This window comes from Citrobacter sp. H12-3-2, assembly GCF_009649895.1.
Taxonomy (GTDB): domain Bacteria; phylum Pseudomonadota; class Gammaproteobacteria; order Enterobacterales; family Enterobacteriaceae; genus Citrobacter; species Citrobacter portucalensis.
The window spans coordinates 2,132,884-2,148,815 of the sequence record NZ_CP045837.1 but is presented as its reverse complement, the minus strand read 5'-3'; the positions used below and the strand labels follow the sequence as shown (position 1 = coordinate 2,148,815).

Genomic DNA, 15,932 nt, shown 5'->3' with positions numbered 1-15,932 from the left:
CTCAGACTTAATTCATTGGGTTTGGTAAAAAATTTCATCCATTTGTATTAAGTTCCGTAGATTAATGCCGATAACCCAACGACAAACCAGGCATCCAGGAGTCATTAGGTGTGAGTAACTACAATGAGCAGTTCCTGAAGCAAAATCCGTTAGCGGTGTTAGGTGTACTTCGGGACTTGAAGTCGCAGCAGGTTCCACTGCGTATCTCCTGGTCAGGCGGCCAGTTCATCAGCAAAATTCTGACCGTCAGTCCCGATGAACTGATCATGGATTTTGGCAGCCAGGAATATGAAAACCAGGCCGTACAGCGGGCCAGCCAGATCTCAATTATCGCCGAAACGCAGGGAGCCAAAGTAGAATTCACCCTGCCACAGCTGAAAAAAGGTGAGTATCAGCAACTGCCGGCCTTTATTTCATCCTTGCCGCCTTCTCTGTGGTTTGTGCAGCGTCGGGAATATTTCCGCATCGGCGCTCCGCTGCATCCTCCCTATCGCTGCACGGCAAAAATGCCGGACAACAGCATTCTGCATTTTCGCTTATTCGATCTGTCTCTCGGCGGCATGGGCGGGCTGTTAGAAGTGGCAAAACCAGAGGGGTTGGCAGAAGGTATGCGCTTCTCGCAGGTTGAACTAAATATGGAGCAATGGGGGGTGTATCACGTTGACGCCCAACTTATTTCCATTAGCGAACGCAAGGTTATCGATGGGAAAAACGAAACCATTACCACTCCCCGCCTGAGCTTTCGTTTTCTCAACGTCGGCCCGGCGGTGGAGCGGAACTTACAGCGGATTATTTTTTCCCTTGAACGCGAGGCCCGGGAAAAGTCGAACAAGGTGCGCGATTAGCATCACCTGAATTACATCACATCCAGCGCTTGTTGAAGCTTCCAGATATAGCGCGGGGCCTGCGGCGCCGGATGATTGTCCGCAACATGTTCAATAAATTCATCCGGGCTGAGGTCGTTGATTTTATTGATCGCTTTTTTCCTGTCGGATGAGAACGTGCGTAACAGTGCGCCCGCACCGTTGGCGTACGAGACTACCAGCGCGTACTGCATCACCTGCGGATCTTCAATCCCGGCCAGCGGCCCGGTTTCGAGAATACTCAGGTATGCGGCCCCCATCGAGATATTGCGCTCGGGGTTTTTCAACTCACTGGTCGACGGCTCTCCGCTCCAGCCCATGCGGCGATAAACATCGCGTCCTGAAGTTGAGGCTTTCAACTGCATCAGACCAATCGCATTGGACTTACTGACCGCATTCGGATTTCCGCCTGATTCAATGGCGATAATAGCGGTAATCAATTGTGGACTGACACCCCAGGCCGCACCGGCTTTTTCACTGATCGGCATCCATTGCATTGCGCGTTTAACCGGAACTTCAGCATTCCACGGCGGGTTTTTGTAATCCTGTTTTGAACTACAGCCCGCAAGTAATACAACCAAAAAAGCAAACCATCTCAATTTCACGTCATCTATCCTTATAGCCGGAACCTGTCGCTGAGGTGACAACGACATACCTACGCGGCATGATATACATTTGGTTTTAGTTGTAGCAAGGAAATGCCATGTCCCGGTTTCACTTAATTGCCCCATCGGGCTACTGTATCAATCAGCAGGCTGCCTTACGTGGGCTTGCGCGTCTTATTGAGGCCGGTCATCAGGTCGACAATTCAGCGGTCATTGCGCGCCGCTGCCAGCGTTTTGCGGGGACAGAGGCAGAAAGGCTTGCTGATGTGAACTCGCTCGTTAATCTGAAAACCCCCGATACCGTTGTGATGGCGGTACGCGGCGGCTATGGCGCGAGCCGTTTACTGGAAGATATTGACTGGCAGGGGCTGGCAGCCCGCCAGCAACAAGATCCGCTACTGCTGTGCGGACACAGCGATTTTACGGCGATCCAGTGTGGTCTGCTGACACAGGGGAATGTGATTAGCTTCAGCGGCCCGATGCTGGCGGCGAACTTCGGCGCCGAAGAAATGAACGCATTCACCGAGCACCATTTCTGGCAGGCTTTGCGTAATGCCCAATTTACCCTCGAATGGCAGGGTGACGGTCCGCAGTGCGCAACTGAAGGTACACTGTGGGGCGGAAATCTGGCGATGATCATTTCGCTGATGGGTACACCGTGGATGCCGGCCATCAAAAACGGCATTTTGGTGCTGGAAGACATTAACGAGCATCCATTCCGTGTCGAGCGCATGCTGCTGCAGCTGTACCACGCCGGAATACTGGCCCAGCAAAACGCCATTATTCTCGGCAGTTTTAGCGGTAGCGCACCCAATGATTACGATGCCGGTTACAATCTTGATTCAGTTTGTGATTTTCTGCGCGCCAGATTGTCAGTACCGTTGATCTGCGGCCTCGATTTTGGCCATGAACAACGCACTGTCACCCTGCCTTTGGGAGCCAATGCGGTGCTGAAAAATGATAAAAACGGCACTCAGCTCACCTTAAGTGGGCATCCGGTACTAAAATCGTAAAAAAAGCGGCTAATGGGGCTAAGCAAAACGCTGTTTCTGTCGTTATTATGGTAGGGTTTATTAATACGAAACAGCGTAATTCAGGAGTAACCGAACGTTGGATGCCGCAGCAATTATTAGCCTTTTTATTTTGGGTTCCGTTCTCGTCACCTGCAGTATCTTACTCAGTTCATTCTCATCACGCCTCGGTATCCCTATCCTGGTGATATTTCTCGCTATCGGTATGTTAGCGGGCGTAGATGGTATAGGCGGCATACCTTTCGATAACTATCCATTCGCCTACATGGTGAGTAACCTGGCACTGGCAGTTATCCTGCTCGACGGCGGGATGCGCACCCAGGCCAGCTCTTTTCGCGTTGCGTTAGGCCCGGCGCTATCGTTGGCGACGGTCGGTGTGCTGATTACTTCCGGACTCACCGGCATGATGGCCGCGTGGCTGTTTCATCTGGATCTTATTGAAGGACTCCTGATTGGCGCGATTGTTGGTTCAACCGACGCCGCGGCGGTCTTTTCCCTGCTTGGCGGTAAGGGGCTTAACGAACGCGTTGGCTCTACGCTGGAAATTGAATCCGGCAGTAATGACCCGATGGCCGTGTTTTTGACCATCACGCTCATCGCCATGATCCAAAACCACGAAACCGGTTTAAGCTGGATGTTCGCGGTGCACATTATCCAGCAGTTTGGCTTAGGCATCGTTATCGGTCTGGGCGGTGGATATATGCTCCAGCAGATGATTAACCGCATTTCTCTGCCTGCCGGACTGTATCCGCTATTGGCGTTAAGCGGTGGGATCCTGATTTTTGCCCTGACCACTGCGCTGGAAGGCAGCGGTATTCTGGCGGTTTATCTGTGTGGTTTCTTGCTGGGTAATCGCCCTATTCGCAACCGGTTTGGCATTCTGCAAAACTTCGACGGTCTGGCCTGGCTGGCGCAAATCGCCATGTTCCTGGTGCTCGGACTGCTGGTTACGCCGTCCGACCTGCTACCTATCGTGGTTCCTGCGCTGATTTTGTCTGCGTGGATGATTTTCATTGCCCGCCCACTTTCGGTTTTCGCCGGACTGCTGCCGTTTCGCGGCTTCAATCTGCGCGAACGCATTTTCATCAGTTGGGTGGGTCTGCGCGGTGCGGTACCCATCATCCTCGCCGTCTTCCCAATGATGGCGGGTCTGGAGAATGCACGCCTGTTCTTTAACGTCGCCTTCTTCGTGGTACTGATCTCGTTGCTGTTCCAGGGAACCTCTCTTTCATGGGCCGCTAAAAAAGCCAAAGTGGTGGTCCCTCCTGTTGGCTGGCCCGTGTCGCGCATTGGCCTGGATATTCATCCGGATAACCCGTGGGAGCAGTTTGTTTATCAGCTCAGCGCCGATAAGTGGTGCGTAGGAGCCGCATTGCGCGACCTGCATATGCCGGAAGAAACGCGAATAGCCGCCCTGTTTCGTGACAACGTGCTGTTTCACCCCTCCGGCAGCACACGTCTGCGCGAAGGCGATGTATTGTGTGTTATTGGCCGCGAGCGCGATCTCCCGGCTCTTGGCAAGCTGTTCAGCCAGTCGCCACCTGTGTCGTTAGACCAGCGCTTCTTCGGTGATTTTATTCTTGAAGCCAGCGCAAAATATGCCGATGTGGCGCTGATTTATGGCCTAGAAGATGGCACCGAGTATCGTGATAAGCAGCAAACGTTGGGTGAAATTGTCCAGCATCTGCTTGGTGCCGCGCCGGTCGTCGGTGACCAGGTGGAATTCGCTGGCATGATCTGGACCGTAGCCGAGAAGGAAGATAATGCGGTGCTGAAGGTCGGTGTTCGCGTTGCTGAAGATGAGGATGAGTAAAGCGGATGTTTTGCCGGGTGGCGGCTGCGCCTTACCCGGCCTACAAAATGCACTGACTCTGGAGGCCTGATAAACGCAGCAGCATCAGGCAATCCTGTATAAAGTTACACCGTCACAACTGGCACGCGCAGCGCCAGAGAACACATTAACTCGTAGCCTACCGTACCTGCGGCGGTGGCCACATCGTCAATTTTAATCTCTTTGCCCCACAGCTCTACCGGCGTCCCGATCCCTGCCTGCGGGCATGGTGTCAGATCTACCGCCAACATATCCATTGAGACTGTCCCCACCGTCCCGGTACGTACACCGTCCACCAGCACCGGAGTACCACTTGGCGCATGGCGTGGATAACCGTCTGCATAGCCGGTCGCTACAATGCCAATGCGCTGCTCGCCGCTGGCAGTGTAGCGTCCACCGTAGCCCACCCGATCGCCAGCTTTCAGCGTCTGTATGCCGATGATCTCACTGCTCAGCGTCATCACTGGCTTCAGGCCGGTGTTAGCGATGTCCCGCCATTGTCCTGAAGGCGACGCACCATACAAAATAATGCCCGGACGAACCCAGTCATAATGCGCTTCAGGGTGCCACAGCGTGGCTGCCGAATTCGACAGCGATCGTCTGCACTCCAGCCCTTCAGTCGCCTGCGCAATACGCGCCATAGCCTCCTGGATACCTTCCGGGTGCTCTGCATCGGCAAAATGCGACATCAGCGTCATTTCACCGACGTTGGGCATCGCCCGCAGCTGTTGCCAGACCGTGGGAACTCTTTCCGGTAAAAAACCAAGGCGGTTCATACCACTGTTCACCTTCAGGTAAACATCGAGCGGCGCCTTCAGGCGCGCATTCTGCAATGCTTTTAGCTGCCAGTTACTGTGTACACAGGTGGTGAGTCGATAATTGTCATATACCGTCAGGTCTTCGGCGTGGAAAAAACCCTCCAGCATGAGTATCGGGCCTTTCCATCCGCGCTCGCGTAGGGTTATCGCCTCTTCAAGATTGAGCATGGCAAAACCATCGGTTGTGCCCAGCGCATTCCAGACGCGTTCAATACCGTGTCCATACGCATTGGCTTTCACCACCGACCAGACGCGGGCGTCCGGCGCGGCCTGGCGGGTAATGGTCAGATTTTGTTTCAACGCCTGCAGGTCAATGCTGGCCAGTATCGGGCGGGTCATCTCACGTCCTTATCAGTTATGTGCGCCATGTAAGTGCCGTGGACGAGAGGGGGTAAACCCCGGACTGTAACGCGCCACGCTCAGATCGTCATAAGGTATGGCTGGCGTACGGCCAGAAAGGATATCGCTCAGTAGCTGACCGGAGCCGCAGGCCATGGTCCAACCCAGCGTGCCGTGGCCGGTATTGAGCAGCAGATTCTTAAAGCGGGTGCGCCCCACCACAGGCGTTCCGTCCGGCGTCATCGGACGCAGTCCGGTCCAGAAGGTTGCCTGCTCCACATGACCGCCGCGCGGGAAGAGATCGCGTACGACCATTTCCAGCGTTTCACGACGAGGTTGTAGCAATTCTGTATTAAAGCCGACAATCTCCGCCATGCCGCCAACGCGAATACGATTGTCAAAGCGGGTAATAGCGATTTTGTAGGTTTCATCAAGGATAGTAGAAACCGGCGCACCGTCGTCTTGCGCCACCGGAATGGTCAACGAATAGCCTTTGAGCGGATAGACCGGGATATCAACGATCCCTTTCAGCATTGCCGTGGAGTACGAACCAAACGCCATCACATAGGCATCGGCTTTAACTATCTCTTCGCCGCACTGGACGCCATAAATCTGCTCACCATCGCTCAGCAGCTTATCGACCGGGGTATTAAAGCGAAACTTAACGCCTGCCTGCTCCGCCATCTGCGCCAGACGCTGGGTAAACAGCTGGCAGTCGCCGGTTTCATCATTCGGTAAACGCAGACCGCCGGTCAGCTTGTGCGCCACTTCTGCCAGTGCGGGTTCGACTTCCGCCAGACGGTTTGCTTCCAGCAGTTGATATGGCACGCCCGCATCTTCTAGCACGGCGATGTCGCGGGTAGCGTTCTCATACTGTTGAGCGGTACGGAAAAGTTGCAGGGTTCCGCCCTGGCGCCCCTCGTACTCGATACCGGTAGAGGCGCGCAGCGCTTTCAGGCAATCACGGCTGTATTCCGCCAGTCGCACCATGCGTCCTTTGTTTTCCATGTAGTGGCTGGTGTCGCAGTTGCGCAGCATCTGCCACATCCATTTCAACTGGAACTGGGTTCCGTCAAGACGGACGGCCAGCGGAGCGTGGCGCTGAAACATCCACTTAATTGCTTTTAGCGGTACGCCTGGTGCCGCCCATGGTGCTGCATAACCTGGAGAGATTTGCCCCGCGTTCGCCGCACTGGTTTCCAGTGCCGGACCGGGCTCACGATCAATGACGGTGACATCGTGTCCAGCCTGACTTAAGTACCAGGCGCTGGTCACGCCAACGACACCACTTCCCAGTATGACAACTCGCATAGCCACTCCGTTAACAGTAAAAGAACAATCATCCAATTACATCTTGATAACTCAGTTGAAAATATTATTCAACATATGGCTTTTTTATGGTGACTTACCTCACATATAGCGGTGATGGCTGGGGACTCTCCGCTTTGGCATCTCCTGCTGTGCGTTATTTTTATCCAGCATAAAATTTTGCGGCCATGCCATTTTTCGACGCCTCGCTAACGTGAAATCGCAAAGAAAAAATTTCTGCCGCAGCACGTTTTTTAACACCATGATCTATGCTTGACATGAGGTACTCCAGACAGAGAGTGCCGCCAACAATGAGGGTGCGCGAATGGCTACGATTGATTCCATGAACAAGGACAGCACACGGTTAAGCGATGGACCCGACTGGACGTTTGATCTGCTGGATGTCTATCTGGCAGAGATAGACCGCGTGGCGAAACTCTACAGACTGGATACCTACCCGCACCAAATCGAGGTGATCACCTCCGAACAGATGATGGACGCTTATTCCAGCGTCGGGATGCCAATCAACTATCCTCACTGGTCGTTTGGTAAAAAGTTTATTGAAACCGAGCGCTTGTATAAGCATGGTCAGCAGGGGCTGGCCTATGAGATCGTTATCAACTCCAATCCGTGCATCGCGTATCTGATGGAGGAGAACACCATCACCATGCAGGCGCTGGTGATGGCGCATGCCTGCTACGGACACAACTCCTTTTTCAAAAACAACTACCTGTTCCGAAGCTGGACGGATGCCAGTTCCATTGTCGATTACCTGATCTTCGCGCGAAACTATATTACCCAGTGTGAAGAGCGTTACGGCGTGGATGAAGTCGAAAAGCTGCTCGACTCCTGCCATGCGCTGATGAACTACGGCGTTGACCGTTACAAACGCCCGCAAAAAATCTCCCTACAGGAAGAGAAAGCCCGTCAGAAAAGCCGTGAAGAGTATCTGCAAAGCCAGGTGAATATGTTGTGGCGCACGCTGCCGAAAAAAGAGGAAGAGAAAACCGTGGCGGAAGCCCGGCGTTATCCCTCTGAGCCACAGGAGAACCTGCTGTACTTCATGGAGAAGAACGCCCCGCTGCTGGAGTCCTGGCAACGCGAAGTGTTGCGCATTGTACGCAAGGTCAGCCAGTATTTTTATCCGCAGAAACAGACGCAGGTGATGAACGAGGGCTGGGCCACTTTCTGGCATTACACTATCCTGAACCACCTTTATGATGAAGGTAAAGTCACCGAACGGTTTATGCTGGAGTTTCTGCATAGCCATACCAATGTGGTATTTCAGCCGCCCTACAACAGCCCGTGGTATAGCGGGATAAACCCGTACGCTCTGGGATTTGCCATGTTCCAGGATATCAAACGTATTTGTCAGTCGCCGACCGAGGAGGACAAATACTGGTTCCCGGACATAGCGGGTTCTGACTGGCTGGAAACCCTGCATTTTGCGATGCGCGATTTCAAAGATGAGAGCTTTATCAGCCAGTTCCTGTCGCCAAAGGTGATGCGTGATTTCCGTCTGTTCACCGTGCTGGATGACGATCGTCACAACTATCTGGAGATTTCAGCGATTCATAACGAGGAAGGATATCGTGAGATCCGCAACAGGTTGTCGTCGCAATACAACCTCAGCAACCTGGAGCCGAATATTCAAATCTGGAATGTCGATCTGCGTGGCGACCGTTCGCTCACCTTACGCTATATTCCGCATAACCGCGCACCGCTGGATAAAGGACGCAAAGAAGTGCTCAAGCACGTACACCGGCTTTGGGGTTTTGACGTGATGCTGGAGCAACAGAATGAAGATGGCAGCGTGGAGCTGTTGGAGCGTTGCCCGCCAAGGATGAACGGTCTGTAAATCTTATTGCCGGAGGCGGTGTAAACACCTAATCCGGCCTACGAAGTGCACGTATTGTAGGCCGGATAAGACGCTTTGGCGTCGCCATCCGGCTTTGAGCAATTAACGACCCTGAATCGCCAAATCGCCCGGCAGGCTCTTTTGCATGCGATGCCAAATTTCGCCACTGTCGTGACCATAGCGACGCACCGTTTCATACACCTGCTCATGAGCGCCCTGCTCGCAGAGTTCTGACAGTTTACGGTAGAAGCTCAGCGCCAGCGCGCGCGCTTCCGGATTGGCAAAATAATGACGGCCAATGCGGGTATATAATCCTTTCATACCGTTGAGGATCAAACCGTAAATCGGATTGCCGGAGGCAAATGCCAGGCCGCGGAAAATGTTATAGTCCAGATCGGCAAATGCGTCAGCGTGGTCGGCCACCTGATTTGCCGTCGCCAGAACCTCCTGTGCTTTATCAGGATGCTGGCGAAACGCAGTGCGAACAAAGATCGTCGAAATATTGGTACGCACGGACAGCAGATTATCAATCAACTGCGGGACACTCTCGTGATCGAGACGCGCCAGCGTTTCAAGAATATTCAGCCCGGAGGTTTCCCAGAAGTTATTCACCTTCGTCGGTTTGCCGTGTTGAATGGTCAACCAGCCATCTCGCGCCAACCGCTGCAATACTTCGCGTAGCGTGGTACGTGTCACCCCAATAAGTTCGGAGAGTTCACGTTCAGCGGGCAAAATAGTGCCAGGTGGGAAGCGGTTATTCCAGATACTTTCAATGATGTACTCTTCCGCGAACCCAGCCGGGCTTTGCGCCTTAATGACCATAGTAAAAATTCCATTACACAGCAAAACATAGTTACACACATCATACCAGATGGGTATCTTAGCTGATAGCTGACGCAATGAAGAAAAAGTGGATCAAGGCTTCATTTTCCTAATAACGCTACAGCACAGCCAACCTTACCAGTCTCGTGAATAGCTTGCCTGTGCCCCCTCCTCCCGCTAAGCTTTGCGGTCAAACATAAAAACATGATTTCATTTTTAAAGGTAGGGAAATCACCATGGAGCTATCATGGGGCCGCGCTATGTGGCGCAATTTTTTAGGTCAATCACCAGACTGGTACAAACTTGCACTGCTTGTCTTCTTAGTCGTTAACCCGATTATTTTTTTCATCAACCCTTTTATCGCCGGCTGGTTGCTGGTGGCCGAGTTCATTTTCACGCTGGCGATGGCGTTAAAATGTTACCCACTGCTGCCAGGCGGGCTGTTGGCTATTGAAGCTGTCATTATTGGTATGACCAGCGCCACGCATGTGCGTGAAGAGGTTGCCGCAAACCTTGAGGTGTTATTGCTGCTGATGTTTATGGTGGCAGGCATCTACTTTATGAAGCAGCTATTACTGTTTATTTTCACTCGTCTGCTGCTCACTATTCGCTCCAAGACGCTGCTGTCACTGTCTTTTTGTGTTGCAGCCGCTTTCCTCTCTGCGTTCCTCGATGCGTTGACCGTCGTTGCCGTGGTAATCAGCGTTGCGGTCGGGTTTTATGGTATCTACCATCGCGTTGCTTCTTCTCGCGCGGAAGACAACAACATGCTTGATGACAGCCATATCGATCAGCACAATAAAGTCGTTCTTGAGCAGTTCCGCGGTTTTCTGCGTAGCCTGATGATGCACGCGGGGGTCGGTACGGCGTTAGGCGGCGTGATGACCATGGTGGGCGAACCACAAAACCTTATTATCGCCAAAGCGGCTGGCTGGCATTTTGGCGACTTCTTCCTGCGCATGTCGCCAGTTACCGTCCCGGTACTGATTTGCGGCCTGTTAACCTGTGTACTGGTCGAGAAATTGCGCTGGTTTGGCTATGGCGAAACGCTGCCGGAGACCGTCCGTGATGTCCTGCAACAGTTTGACGATCAGAGCCGCCAACAACGTACCCGCCAGGACAAAATCAAACTGATTGTCCAGGCGATTATTGGCGTCTGGCTGGTCGTTGCTTTGGCCCTGCATCTGGCAGAAGTCGGATTGATCGGTTTGTCGGTCATCATTCTGGCAACCTCGTTGACCGGCGTAACCGACGAACATGCGATAGGTAAGGCCTTTACCGAGTCGCTACCCTTCACCGCGCTGCTGACCGTGTTCTTCTCTATTGTCGCGGTGATTATCGATCAACAACTCTTTTCACCGATTATTCAGTTTGTGTTGCAGTCGTCTGAACATGCACAACTGACGCTGTTTTATCTCTTCAACGGCCTGCTGTCTTCGATCTCTGATAACGTTTTTGTTGGTACGATTTATATCAATGAAGCCAAAGCCGCGATGGAACATGGGACCATCAGCCTTAACCAATTTGAGCTGTTGGCGGTGGCGATCAATACCGGGACCAACCTGCCTTCGGTGGCCACGCCAAACGGCCAGGCTGCATTCCTGTTCCTGCTGACCTCTGCACTGGCGCCGTTGATTCGCCTCTCTTATGGTCGCATGGTGTGGATGGCCCTGCCTTATACTCTCGTCCTGACGCTCGTCGGCCTGCTTTGCGTCGAGTTCACGCTAGTTCCGGTGACCGAGTGGATGACCCAAACGGGCTGGTTAGCTACACTTTCATAACAATTAACCGGGCAAATCACTGCCCGGTTTGACTTTTTGCATGATAAATATCCGATTACGCAAATTTTCAATTCCCGCTAGTGGCGCATAAAGTGAATTGGTTTAAACTGCGGTCTCTACGCATGTTGCAGGGAAATGATTATGTTGCGATTTTTAAACCAGTGCTCCCGAGGTCGTGGAGCATGGTTATTGTTGGCGTTAACCGCCTTTGCGCTGGAGCTCGTCGCGCTGTGGTTCCAGCACGTCATGCTGCTAAAACCTTGCGTGTTGTGTATTTACGAACGTAGCGCATTATTTGGCGTGATGGGTGCAGGGCTGGTGGGTGCTATCGCACCAAAAACACCGCTGCGCTATGTGGCGATGATAATCTGGATTTACAGTGCCTGGCGCGGACTTCAGTTAGCGTATGAGCACACCATGATTCAGCTGCACCCATCCCCGTTTATGACCTGTGATTTTGCCGCACGCTTCCCAAGTTGGCTGCCGCTGGACAAATGGCTGCCGCAGGTGTTTTTAGCGTCCGGTGACTGTGCTGAGCGCCAGTGGTCTTTTTTAACCCTGGAAATGCCGCAGTGGCTGTTGGGGATCTTCGCCGCCTACCTGGTGGTCGCCGTGCTGGTAGTGATAGCACAGCCGTTCAAACCGAAAAAACGTGACCTCTTCGGTCGCTAACAGAGACGCTCCTTCGGGAGCGTTTTTTTTGCCTTAAATTCATTGCCTGCTGGCATCTATAAGATGTATATTAAATACATCTTATAGATGCCACACCAAGGAGATGTCTTATGTCCCATTTACGCATCCCGGCAAACTGGAAAGTTAAACGCTCTACTCCCTTCTTCACGAAAGACAACGTCCCGGCAGCACTTCTTTCGCACCATAACACTGCTGCAGGCGTTTTTGGCCAGCTTTGCGTGATGGAAGGTACGGTAACGTATTACGGCTTTGCCAATGAAGACGCAAAAGAGCCTGAAGTGAAAGTGGTGATTAATGCCGGTCAGTTTGCGACCAGTCCACCGCAGTACTGGCATCGCGTTGAATTAAGCGACGACGCCCAATTCAACATCAATTTCTGGGTTGAAGATGACAACCATGGCGATGAGATGTATCAGGCGAAAAAGTCTTAAGCCTTAACGCCTGCTAATCGATGGGCGGTTTAGTCCGCCCATGAAGGTTTGTTCAAAATATGATCCTGCCAGTCACGCACTTCCGATTCTTTCACCGCAATATGACGTACTGAAATACGTTCACCGTGCATCGCCGCTTTTGATCCCGTCAGCAGTGGATGCCACTCCGGCAGCCCTTTACCTTCCGCTAGCAGACGATACGCACAGGTCATCGGCAGCCATTCAAAGGTGGGCAGATTATCGCGCGTCAGTTTGATACAGTCAGGCTCGTACTCGAATCGGCGTTCGTAATTACGGCACTGACAGGTTTTGATATTGAGCTGCTTACACGCGACGTTAGTAAAATAGATTTCGTCGGTGTCTTCATCCATCAGCTTATGCAGGCAGCATTGACCACACCCGTCACATAATGACTCCCACTCGGCATCGGTCATTTCATCCAGGGTTTTACTTTGCCAGAAAGGTATGTCGCTCATCAGGGTATCCGCTATTGCAATAAAGCTGCACCTTATAACCAGTCTGACACGCTGATGCAAGTTTTGCCGCCCGAAAAGGCGGCAAGAAGAGATTACAGCACGCGTGTCGTCAGCGTTTGACCATGAAAACTGATAGCCAGCTCATCACCGCTGTTTAACGGCCCAACTCCTGCTGGCGTCCCCGTCAACACAACATCGCCCGCTTTGAGGGTAAAGAAACGACTCATGTAGGCAATCAAAGGAACGATGTGATGGATCATATCCGCCGTGGTGCCGTGCTGGCGCTGCTCACCGTTAACCGTTAACCCGAGCATCGTATCCTGAGGATCACCATTAAATTCCGCCACCGGAATAAACCCTGACAGCGGGCAAGAGTTATCAAAACCCTTCGCTTTTTCCCACGGCTGCCCCGCCTTCTTCATTTTGCCCTGAATATCACGCAGGGTCAGATCCAACGCGACGCCATAGCCCGCGATGGCTTTGCGCACATGTTCTTCCGTCGCCTGACGTAGGGTCGCGCCAATCAAAACAGCCAGCTCAACTTCATGGTGAACCGAACCCATATCAGATGGGATCACCAGCGGCTGGCGTAAATCGCACAGCGCGGTTTCCGGTTTAATAAACAGCACCGGTTCTTCCGGGGTACTTCCGCCCATCTCTTTAATATGATTAGCATAGTTACTCCCTACGCAAACCACCTTACTCACCGGATAATCCAGCAGAGCACCATGCCAGTTATGATGTTGATACATTACTTTCCCCTAACGTAGTTATCAATTTCAGGTACTGCATCGATGGGGCGTGCTGCTGCCGGATGCAGTTTAACGTTTATCGTCTGGTGTATTTTGTTTCGTCGCAGCCAGATGCTGTTTAAGTAAATCTTCTGGCGGCGGTGGTATTTGTAAATAATAGCCCTGCTCGGTGAGTGCCTGTTTTACTTTTTCCAGATCGGCATTAACCAGCTTTTTACGGCCATCAAGCGGCAACATCATTGCCAGCGTCGGCTGACCAAATCCTTTCATCAGTTCTTCAGGAACTCGCGAGAAATCGTCTTTTTTTTCGACATATAAATAGGTCTGGTCACGTTTACTGCTTCGGTAGATCACACAAAACATATCTTTTACTCTGAATTCACGGAATGGTGGCTTGCCTCAATATAATACTGACTATAACATGCCTTATAGTCTTCGGAATATCACCCCGCGCTGGGGATGATAAATAGCAAATTGAGTAAGGCCAGGATGTCAAACACGCCAATCGAGCTTAAAGGCAGTAGCTTCACCTTATCAGTGGTTCATTTACATGAAGCAGAACCCGAGGTTATTCGTCAGGCGTTGGAAGACAAAATCGCGCAGGCACCTGCTTTTTTAAAACATGCTCCCGTAGTGGTTAACGTGAGTGGTCTTGAAAGCCCGGTAAACTGGTCAGCGCTGCAGAAGGTTGTCGCGTCTACCGGATTGCGCATTATCGGCGTTAGCGGATGCAAAGACGCCAGACTCAAGGCTGAAATCGACGAAATGGGTCTTCCTTTACTGACTGAAGGTAAAGAAAAAGCTATTCGTCCTGCGCCCGTTGAGGCCCCGGCTCCCGTCGCTCCGCCACAAAACGTTACTCCCATCACAAAAACACGATTAATAAATGTGCCGGTTCGTTCCGGTCAGCGCATTTATGCACCACAATGTGATCTGATTGTTACAAGCCACGTCAGTGCAGGCGCAGAGCTTATCGCTGATGGCAATATTCATGTTTATGGAATGATGAGAGGCCGCGCGTTGGCAGGCGCAAGCGGTGACCGGGAAGCGCAAATTTTTTGTACCCATCTGACGGCAGAACTGGTGTCTATCGCAGGTGTTTATTGGCTGAGTGATAAAATCCCAGCAGAATTTTATGGCAAAGCGGCACGTCTGCAATTAGCAGAGAACGCTTTGACAGTTCAACCGTTGAATTGATCCCTTTTTAACAAGGAATTTCTATGGCACGCATTATTGTTGTTACTTCGGGTAAAGGGGGCGTTGGCAAAACCACCTCCAGCGCGGCCATCGCTACAGGTTTGGCCCAGAAGGGAAAGAAAACTGTCGTTATTGATTTTGATATCGGCCTGCGTAATCTTGATCTGATTATGGGTTGTGAACGCCGCGTCGTTTACGACTTCGTCAACGTTATTCAGGGCGATGCGTCGTTAAATCAGGCGCTAATCAAAGATAAGCGTACCGAAAATCTCTTTATTCTTCCGGCCTCACAAACTCGCGATAAAGACGCGCTGACGCGTGAAGGCGTCGCGAAAGTTCTGGACGATCTGAAAACGATGGAATTCGACTTCATCGTCTGCGACTCTCCGGCGGGTATTGAAACTGGTGCGCTGATGGCCCTGTATTTTGCCGATGAAGCGATTATTACCACCAACCCGGAAGTCTCCTCTGTACGTGACTCTGACCGTATTCTGGGTATTCTGGCGTCGAAATCTCGTCGCGCGGAAAACGGTGAAGATCCAATTAAAGAGCATTTGTTGCTGACGCGCTACAACCCTGGCCGCGTAAATAAAGGTGACATGCTGAGCATGGAAGACGTACTGGAAATTCTGCGAATCAAGCTGGTTGGCGTGATTCCTGAAGATCAGTCGGTCCTGCGCGCGTCTAACCAGGGTGAGCCGGTTATTCTCGACATCAATGCTGATGCCGGTAAAGCCTATGCTGATACCGTAGACCGTCTGTTGGGAGAAGAACGTCCTTTCCGCTTCATTGAAGAAGAGAAGAAAGGTTTCCTCAAACGCCTGTTCGGAGGATAAGTTATGGCATTACTGGATTTTTTTCTCTCGCGGAAAAAGAGCACAGCGAACATCGCTAAAGAGCGACTGCAGATTATTGTTGCGGAACGTCGTCGTAGTGACGCCGAGCCACATTATTTACCGCAGCTGCGCAAGGATATTCTCGACGTTATCTGCAAGTATGTACAAATTGATCCCGAAATGGTCACAGTACAACTTGAACAAAAAGACGGCGATATTTCGATCCTCGAACTTAACGTGACATTACCTGAAGCGGAAGAGTCTAAATAAGCTCTTTTGTCGCTAAATCAT

At 51.9% G+C, this 15,932-nt stretch carries 17 protein-coding genes; 10 read left to right on the top strand and 7 right to left on the bottom strand.

What is annotated here, in order from left to right; translation table 11 throughout:
* The first annotated feature begins 110 nt into the window (after nucleotides 1-110).
* Nucleotides 111-845, top strand: coding sequence for a flagellar brake protein (locus GHC22_RS10315; RefSeq protein WP_048235228.1), 735 nt, complete (start codon nucleotides 111-113; stop codon nucleotides 843-845).
* 11 nt (nucleotides 846-856) lie between these two features.
* Here GHC22_RS10315 and emtA read toward each other — a convergent pair whose 3' ends face one another.
* Nucleotides 857-1,468 (bottom strand): membrane-bound lytic murein transglycosylase EmtA, encoded by a 612-nt coding sequence (emtA, locus tag GHC22_RS10310; RefSeq protein ID WP_016153365.1) that lies wholly within the window; start codon nucleotides 1,466-1,468, stop codon nucleotides 857-859.
* A gap of 98 nt (nucleotides 1,469-1,566) precedes the next feature.
* Here emtA and ldcA point away from each other — a divergent pair, with 98 nt between their 5' ends.
* A complete protein-coding gene (ldcA, locus tag GHC22_RS10305; protein ID WP_048235227.1) occupies nucleotides 1,567-2,481 on the top strand; it encodes a muramoyltetrapeptide carboxypeptidase in 915 nt (304 codons plus the stop codon).
* Between the two features lie 97 nt (nucleotides 2,482-2,578).
* Nucleotides 2,579-4,312, top strand: coding sequence for a potassium/proton antiporter (locus GHC22_RS10300; RefSeq protein WP_008785011.1), 1,734 nt, complete (start codon nucleotides 2,579-2,581; stop codon nucleotides 4,310-4,312).
* A 104-nt stretch (nucleotides 4,313-4,416) separates the two neighbouring features.
* Here GHC22_RS10300 and dadX read toward each other — a convergent pair whose 3' ends face one another.
* Together dadX and GHC22_RS10290 are read right to left on the bottom strand one after the other, a co-directional pair.
* On the bottom strand, nucleotides 4,417-5,487 hold the full coding sequence (gene dadX / locus GHC22_RS10295) for a catabolic alanine racemase DadX (RefSeq protein WP_003833552.1): 1,071 nt from the start codon (nucleotides 5,485-5,487) through the stop codon (nucleotides 4,417-4,419).
* A gap of 12 nt (nucleotides 5,488-5,499) precedes the next feature.
* On the bottom strand, nucleotides 5,500-6,798 hold the full coding sequence (locus tag GHC22_RS10290; protein WP_003833553.1) for a D-amino acid dehydrogenase: 1,299 nt from the start codon (nucleotides 6,796-6,798) through the stop codon (nucleotides 5,500-5,502).
* 322 nt (nucleotides 6,799-7,120) lie between these two features.
* On the opposite strand from GHC22_RS10290, the gene GHC22_RS10285 reads away from it, so the two are divergent.
* The gene (locus GHC22_RS10285; protein ID WP_003833557.1) at nucleotides 7,121-8,653 is read left to right on the top strand and encodes a SpoVR family protein; all 1,533 of its coding nucleotides are present in this window, start codon (nucleotides 7,121-7,123) and stop codon (nucleotides 8,651-8,653) included.
* 102 nt (nucleotides 8,654-8,755) lie between these two features.
* Here GHC22_RS10285 and fadR read toward each other — a convergent pair whose 3' ends face one another.
* Nucleotides 8,756-9,475, bottom strand: coding sequence for a fatty acid metabolism transcriptional regulator FadR (gene fadR, locus GHC22_RS10280; protein ID WP_003833559.1), 720 nt, complete (start codon nucleotides 9,473-9,475; stop codon nucleotides 8,756-8,758).
* A 236-nt stretch (nucleotides 9,476-9,711) separates the two neighbouring features.
* Between fadR and nhaB the strand changes: the two genes are divergently transcribed.
* The 3 genes from nhaB (at nucleotide 9,712) to GHC22_RS10265 (ending at nucleotide 12,380) form a co-directional block, all read left to right on the top strand.
* On the top strand, nucleotides 9,712-11,256 hold the full coding sequence (nhaB, locus tag GHC22_RS10275; protein ID WP_008785014.1) for a Na(+)/H(+) antiporter NhaB: 1,545 nt from the start codon (nucleotides 9,712-9,714) through the stop codon (nucleotides 11,254-11,256).
* Between the two features lie 141 nt (nucleotides 11,257-11,397).
* Nucleotides 11,398-11,928, top strand: coding sequence for a disulfide bond formation protein DsbB (dsbB, locus tag GHC22_RS10270; RefSeq protein WP_003844060.1), 531 nt, complete (start codon nucleotides 11,398-11,400; stop codon nucleotides 11,926-11,928).
* Between the two features lie 110 nt (nucleotides 11,929-12,038).
* Nucleotides 12,039-12,380, top strand: a complete 342-nt coding sequence (locus GHC22_RS10265) for a DUF1971 domain-containing protein (RefSeq protein WP_003020940.1) — start codon at nucleotides 12,039-12,041, stop codon at nucleotides 12,378-12,380.
* A gap of 29 nt (nucleotides 12,381-12,409) precedes the next feature.
* Here GHC22_RS10265 and GHC22_RS10260 read toward each other — a convergent pair whose 3' ends face one another.
* The 3 genes from GHC22_RS10260 to GHC22_RS10250 form a co-directional block, all read right to left on the bottom strand.
* Nucleotides 12,410-12,856, bottom strand: coding sequence for a YcgN family cysteine cluster protein (locus tag GHC22_RS10260; protein ID WP_003020944.1), 447 nt, complete (start codon nucleotides 12,854-12,856; stop codon nucleotides 12,410-12,412).
* A 92-nt stretch (nucleotides 12,857-12,948) separates the two neighbouring features.
* Nucleotides 12,949-13,608, bottom strand: a complete 660-nt coding sequence (locus GHC22_RS10255) for a fumarylacetoacetate hydrolase family protein (protein ID WP_048235224.1) — start codon at nucleotides 13,606-13,608, stop codon at nucleotides 12,949-12,951.
* A 69-nt stretch (nucleotides 13,609-13,677) separates the two neighbouring features.
* Nucleotides 13,678-13,971, bottom strand: a complete 294-nt coding sequence (locus GHC22_RS10250; protein WP_003833735.1) for a YcgL domain-containing protein — start codon at nucleotides 13,969-13,971, stop codon at nucleotides 13,678-13,680.
* Nucleotides 13,972-14,097: 126 nt separating this feature from the next.
* Between GHC22_RS10250 and minC the strand changes: the two genes are divergently transcribed.
* Genes minC through minE form a run of 3 tightly spaced genes read left to right on the top strand, consistent with a single transcriptional unit; the run spans nucleotide 14,098 to nucleotide 15,911 of the window.
* Nucleotides 14,098-14,805, top strand: coding sequence for a septum site-determining protein MinC (gene minC / locus GHC22_RS10245; protein ID WP_003833736.1), 708 nt, complete (start codon nucleotides 14,098-14,100; stop codon nucleotides 14,803-14,805).
* Nucleotides 14,806-14,828: 23 nt separating this feature from the next.
* Complete coding sequence (gene minD / locus GHC22_RS10240; protein ID WP_003020956.1) at nucleotides 14,829-15,641, top strand: septum site-determining protein MinD; 813 nt, start codon at nucleotides 14,829-14,831, stop codon at nucleotides 15,639-15,641.
* 3 nt (nucleotides 15,642-15,644) lie between these two features.
* Nucleotides 15,645-15,911, top strand: a complete 267-nt coding sequence (gene minE / locus GHC22_RS10235; protein ID WP_003833739.1) for a cell division topological specificity factor MinE — start codon at nucleotides 15,645-15,647, stop codon at nucleotides 15,909-15,911.
* Nucleotides 15,912-15,932 lie beyond the last annotated feature (21 nt).

Coding starts and splice junctions, on each gene's coding strand:
- ldcA (WP_048235227.1), top strand. CDS start 1,567: ATGTCCCGGTTTCACTTAATTGCCCCATCGGGCTACTGTATCAATCAG.
- dadX (WP_003833552.1), bottom strand. CDS start 5,487: ATGACCCGCCCGATACTGGCCAGCATTGACCTGCAGGCGTTGAAACAA.
- GHC22_RS10290 (WP_003833553.1), bottom strand. CDS start 6,798: ATGCGAGTTGTCATACTGGGAAGTGGTGTCGTTGGCGTGACCAGCGCC.
- GHC22_RS10285 (WP_003833557.1), top strand. CDS start 7,121: ATGGCTACGATTGATTCCATGAACAAGGACAGCACACGGTTAAGCGAT.
- fadR (WP_003833559.1), bottom strand. CDS start 9,475: ATGGTCATTAAGGCGCAAAGCCCGGCTGGGTTCGCGGAAGAGTACATC.
- nhaB (WP_008785014.1), top strand. CDS start 9,712: ATGGAGCTATCATGGGGCCGCGCTATGTGGCGCAATTTTTTAGGTCAA.
- dsbB (WP_003844060.1), top strand. CDS start 11,398: ATGTTGCGATTTTTAAACCAGTGCTCCCGAGGTCGTGGAGCATGGTTA.
- GHC22_RS10265 (WP_003020940.1), top strand. CDS start 12,039: ATGTCCCATTTACGCATCCCGGCAAACTGGAAAGTTAAACGCTCTACT.
- GHC22_RS10260 (WP_003020944.1), bottom strand. CDS start 12,856: ATGAGCGACATACCTTTCTGGCAAAGTAAAACCCTGGATGAAATGACC.
- GHC22_RS10255 (WP_048235224.1), bottom strand. CDS start 13,608: ATGTATCAACATCATAACTGGCATGGTGCTCTGCTGGATTATCCGGTG.
- GHC22_RS10250 (WP_003833735.1), bottom strand. CDS start 13,971: ATGTTTTGTGTGATCTACCGAAGCAGTAAACGTGACCAGACCTATTTA.
- minC (WP_003833736.1), top strand. CDS start 14,098: ATGTCAAACACGCCAATCGAGCTTAAAGGCAGTAGCTTCACCTTATCA.
- minD (WP_003020956.1), top strand. CDS start 14,829: ATGGCACGCATTATTGTTGTTACTTCGGGTAAAGGGGGCGTTGGCAAA.
- minE (WP_003833739.1), top strand. CDS start 15,645: ATGGCATTACTGGATTTTTTTCTCTCGCGGAAAAAGAGCACAGCGAAC.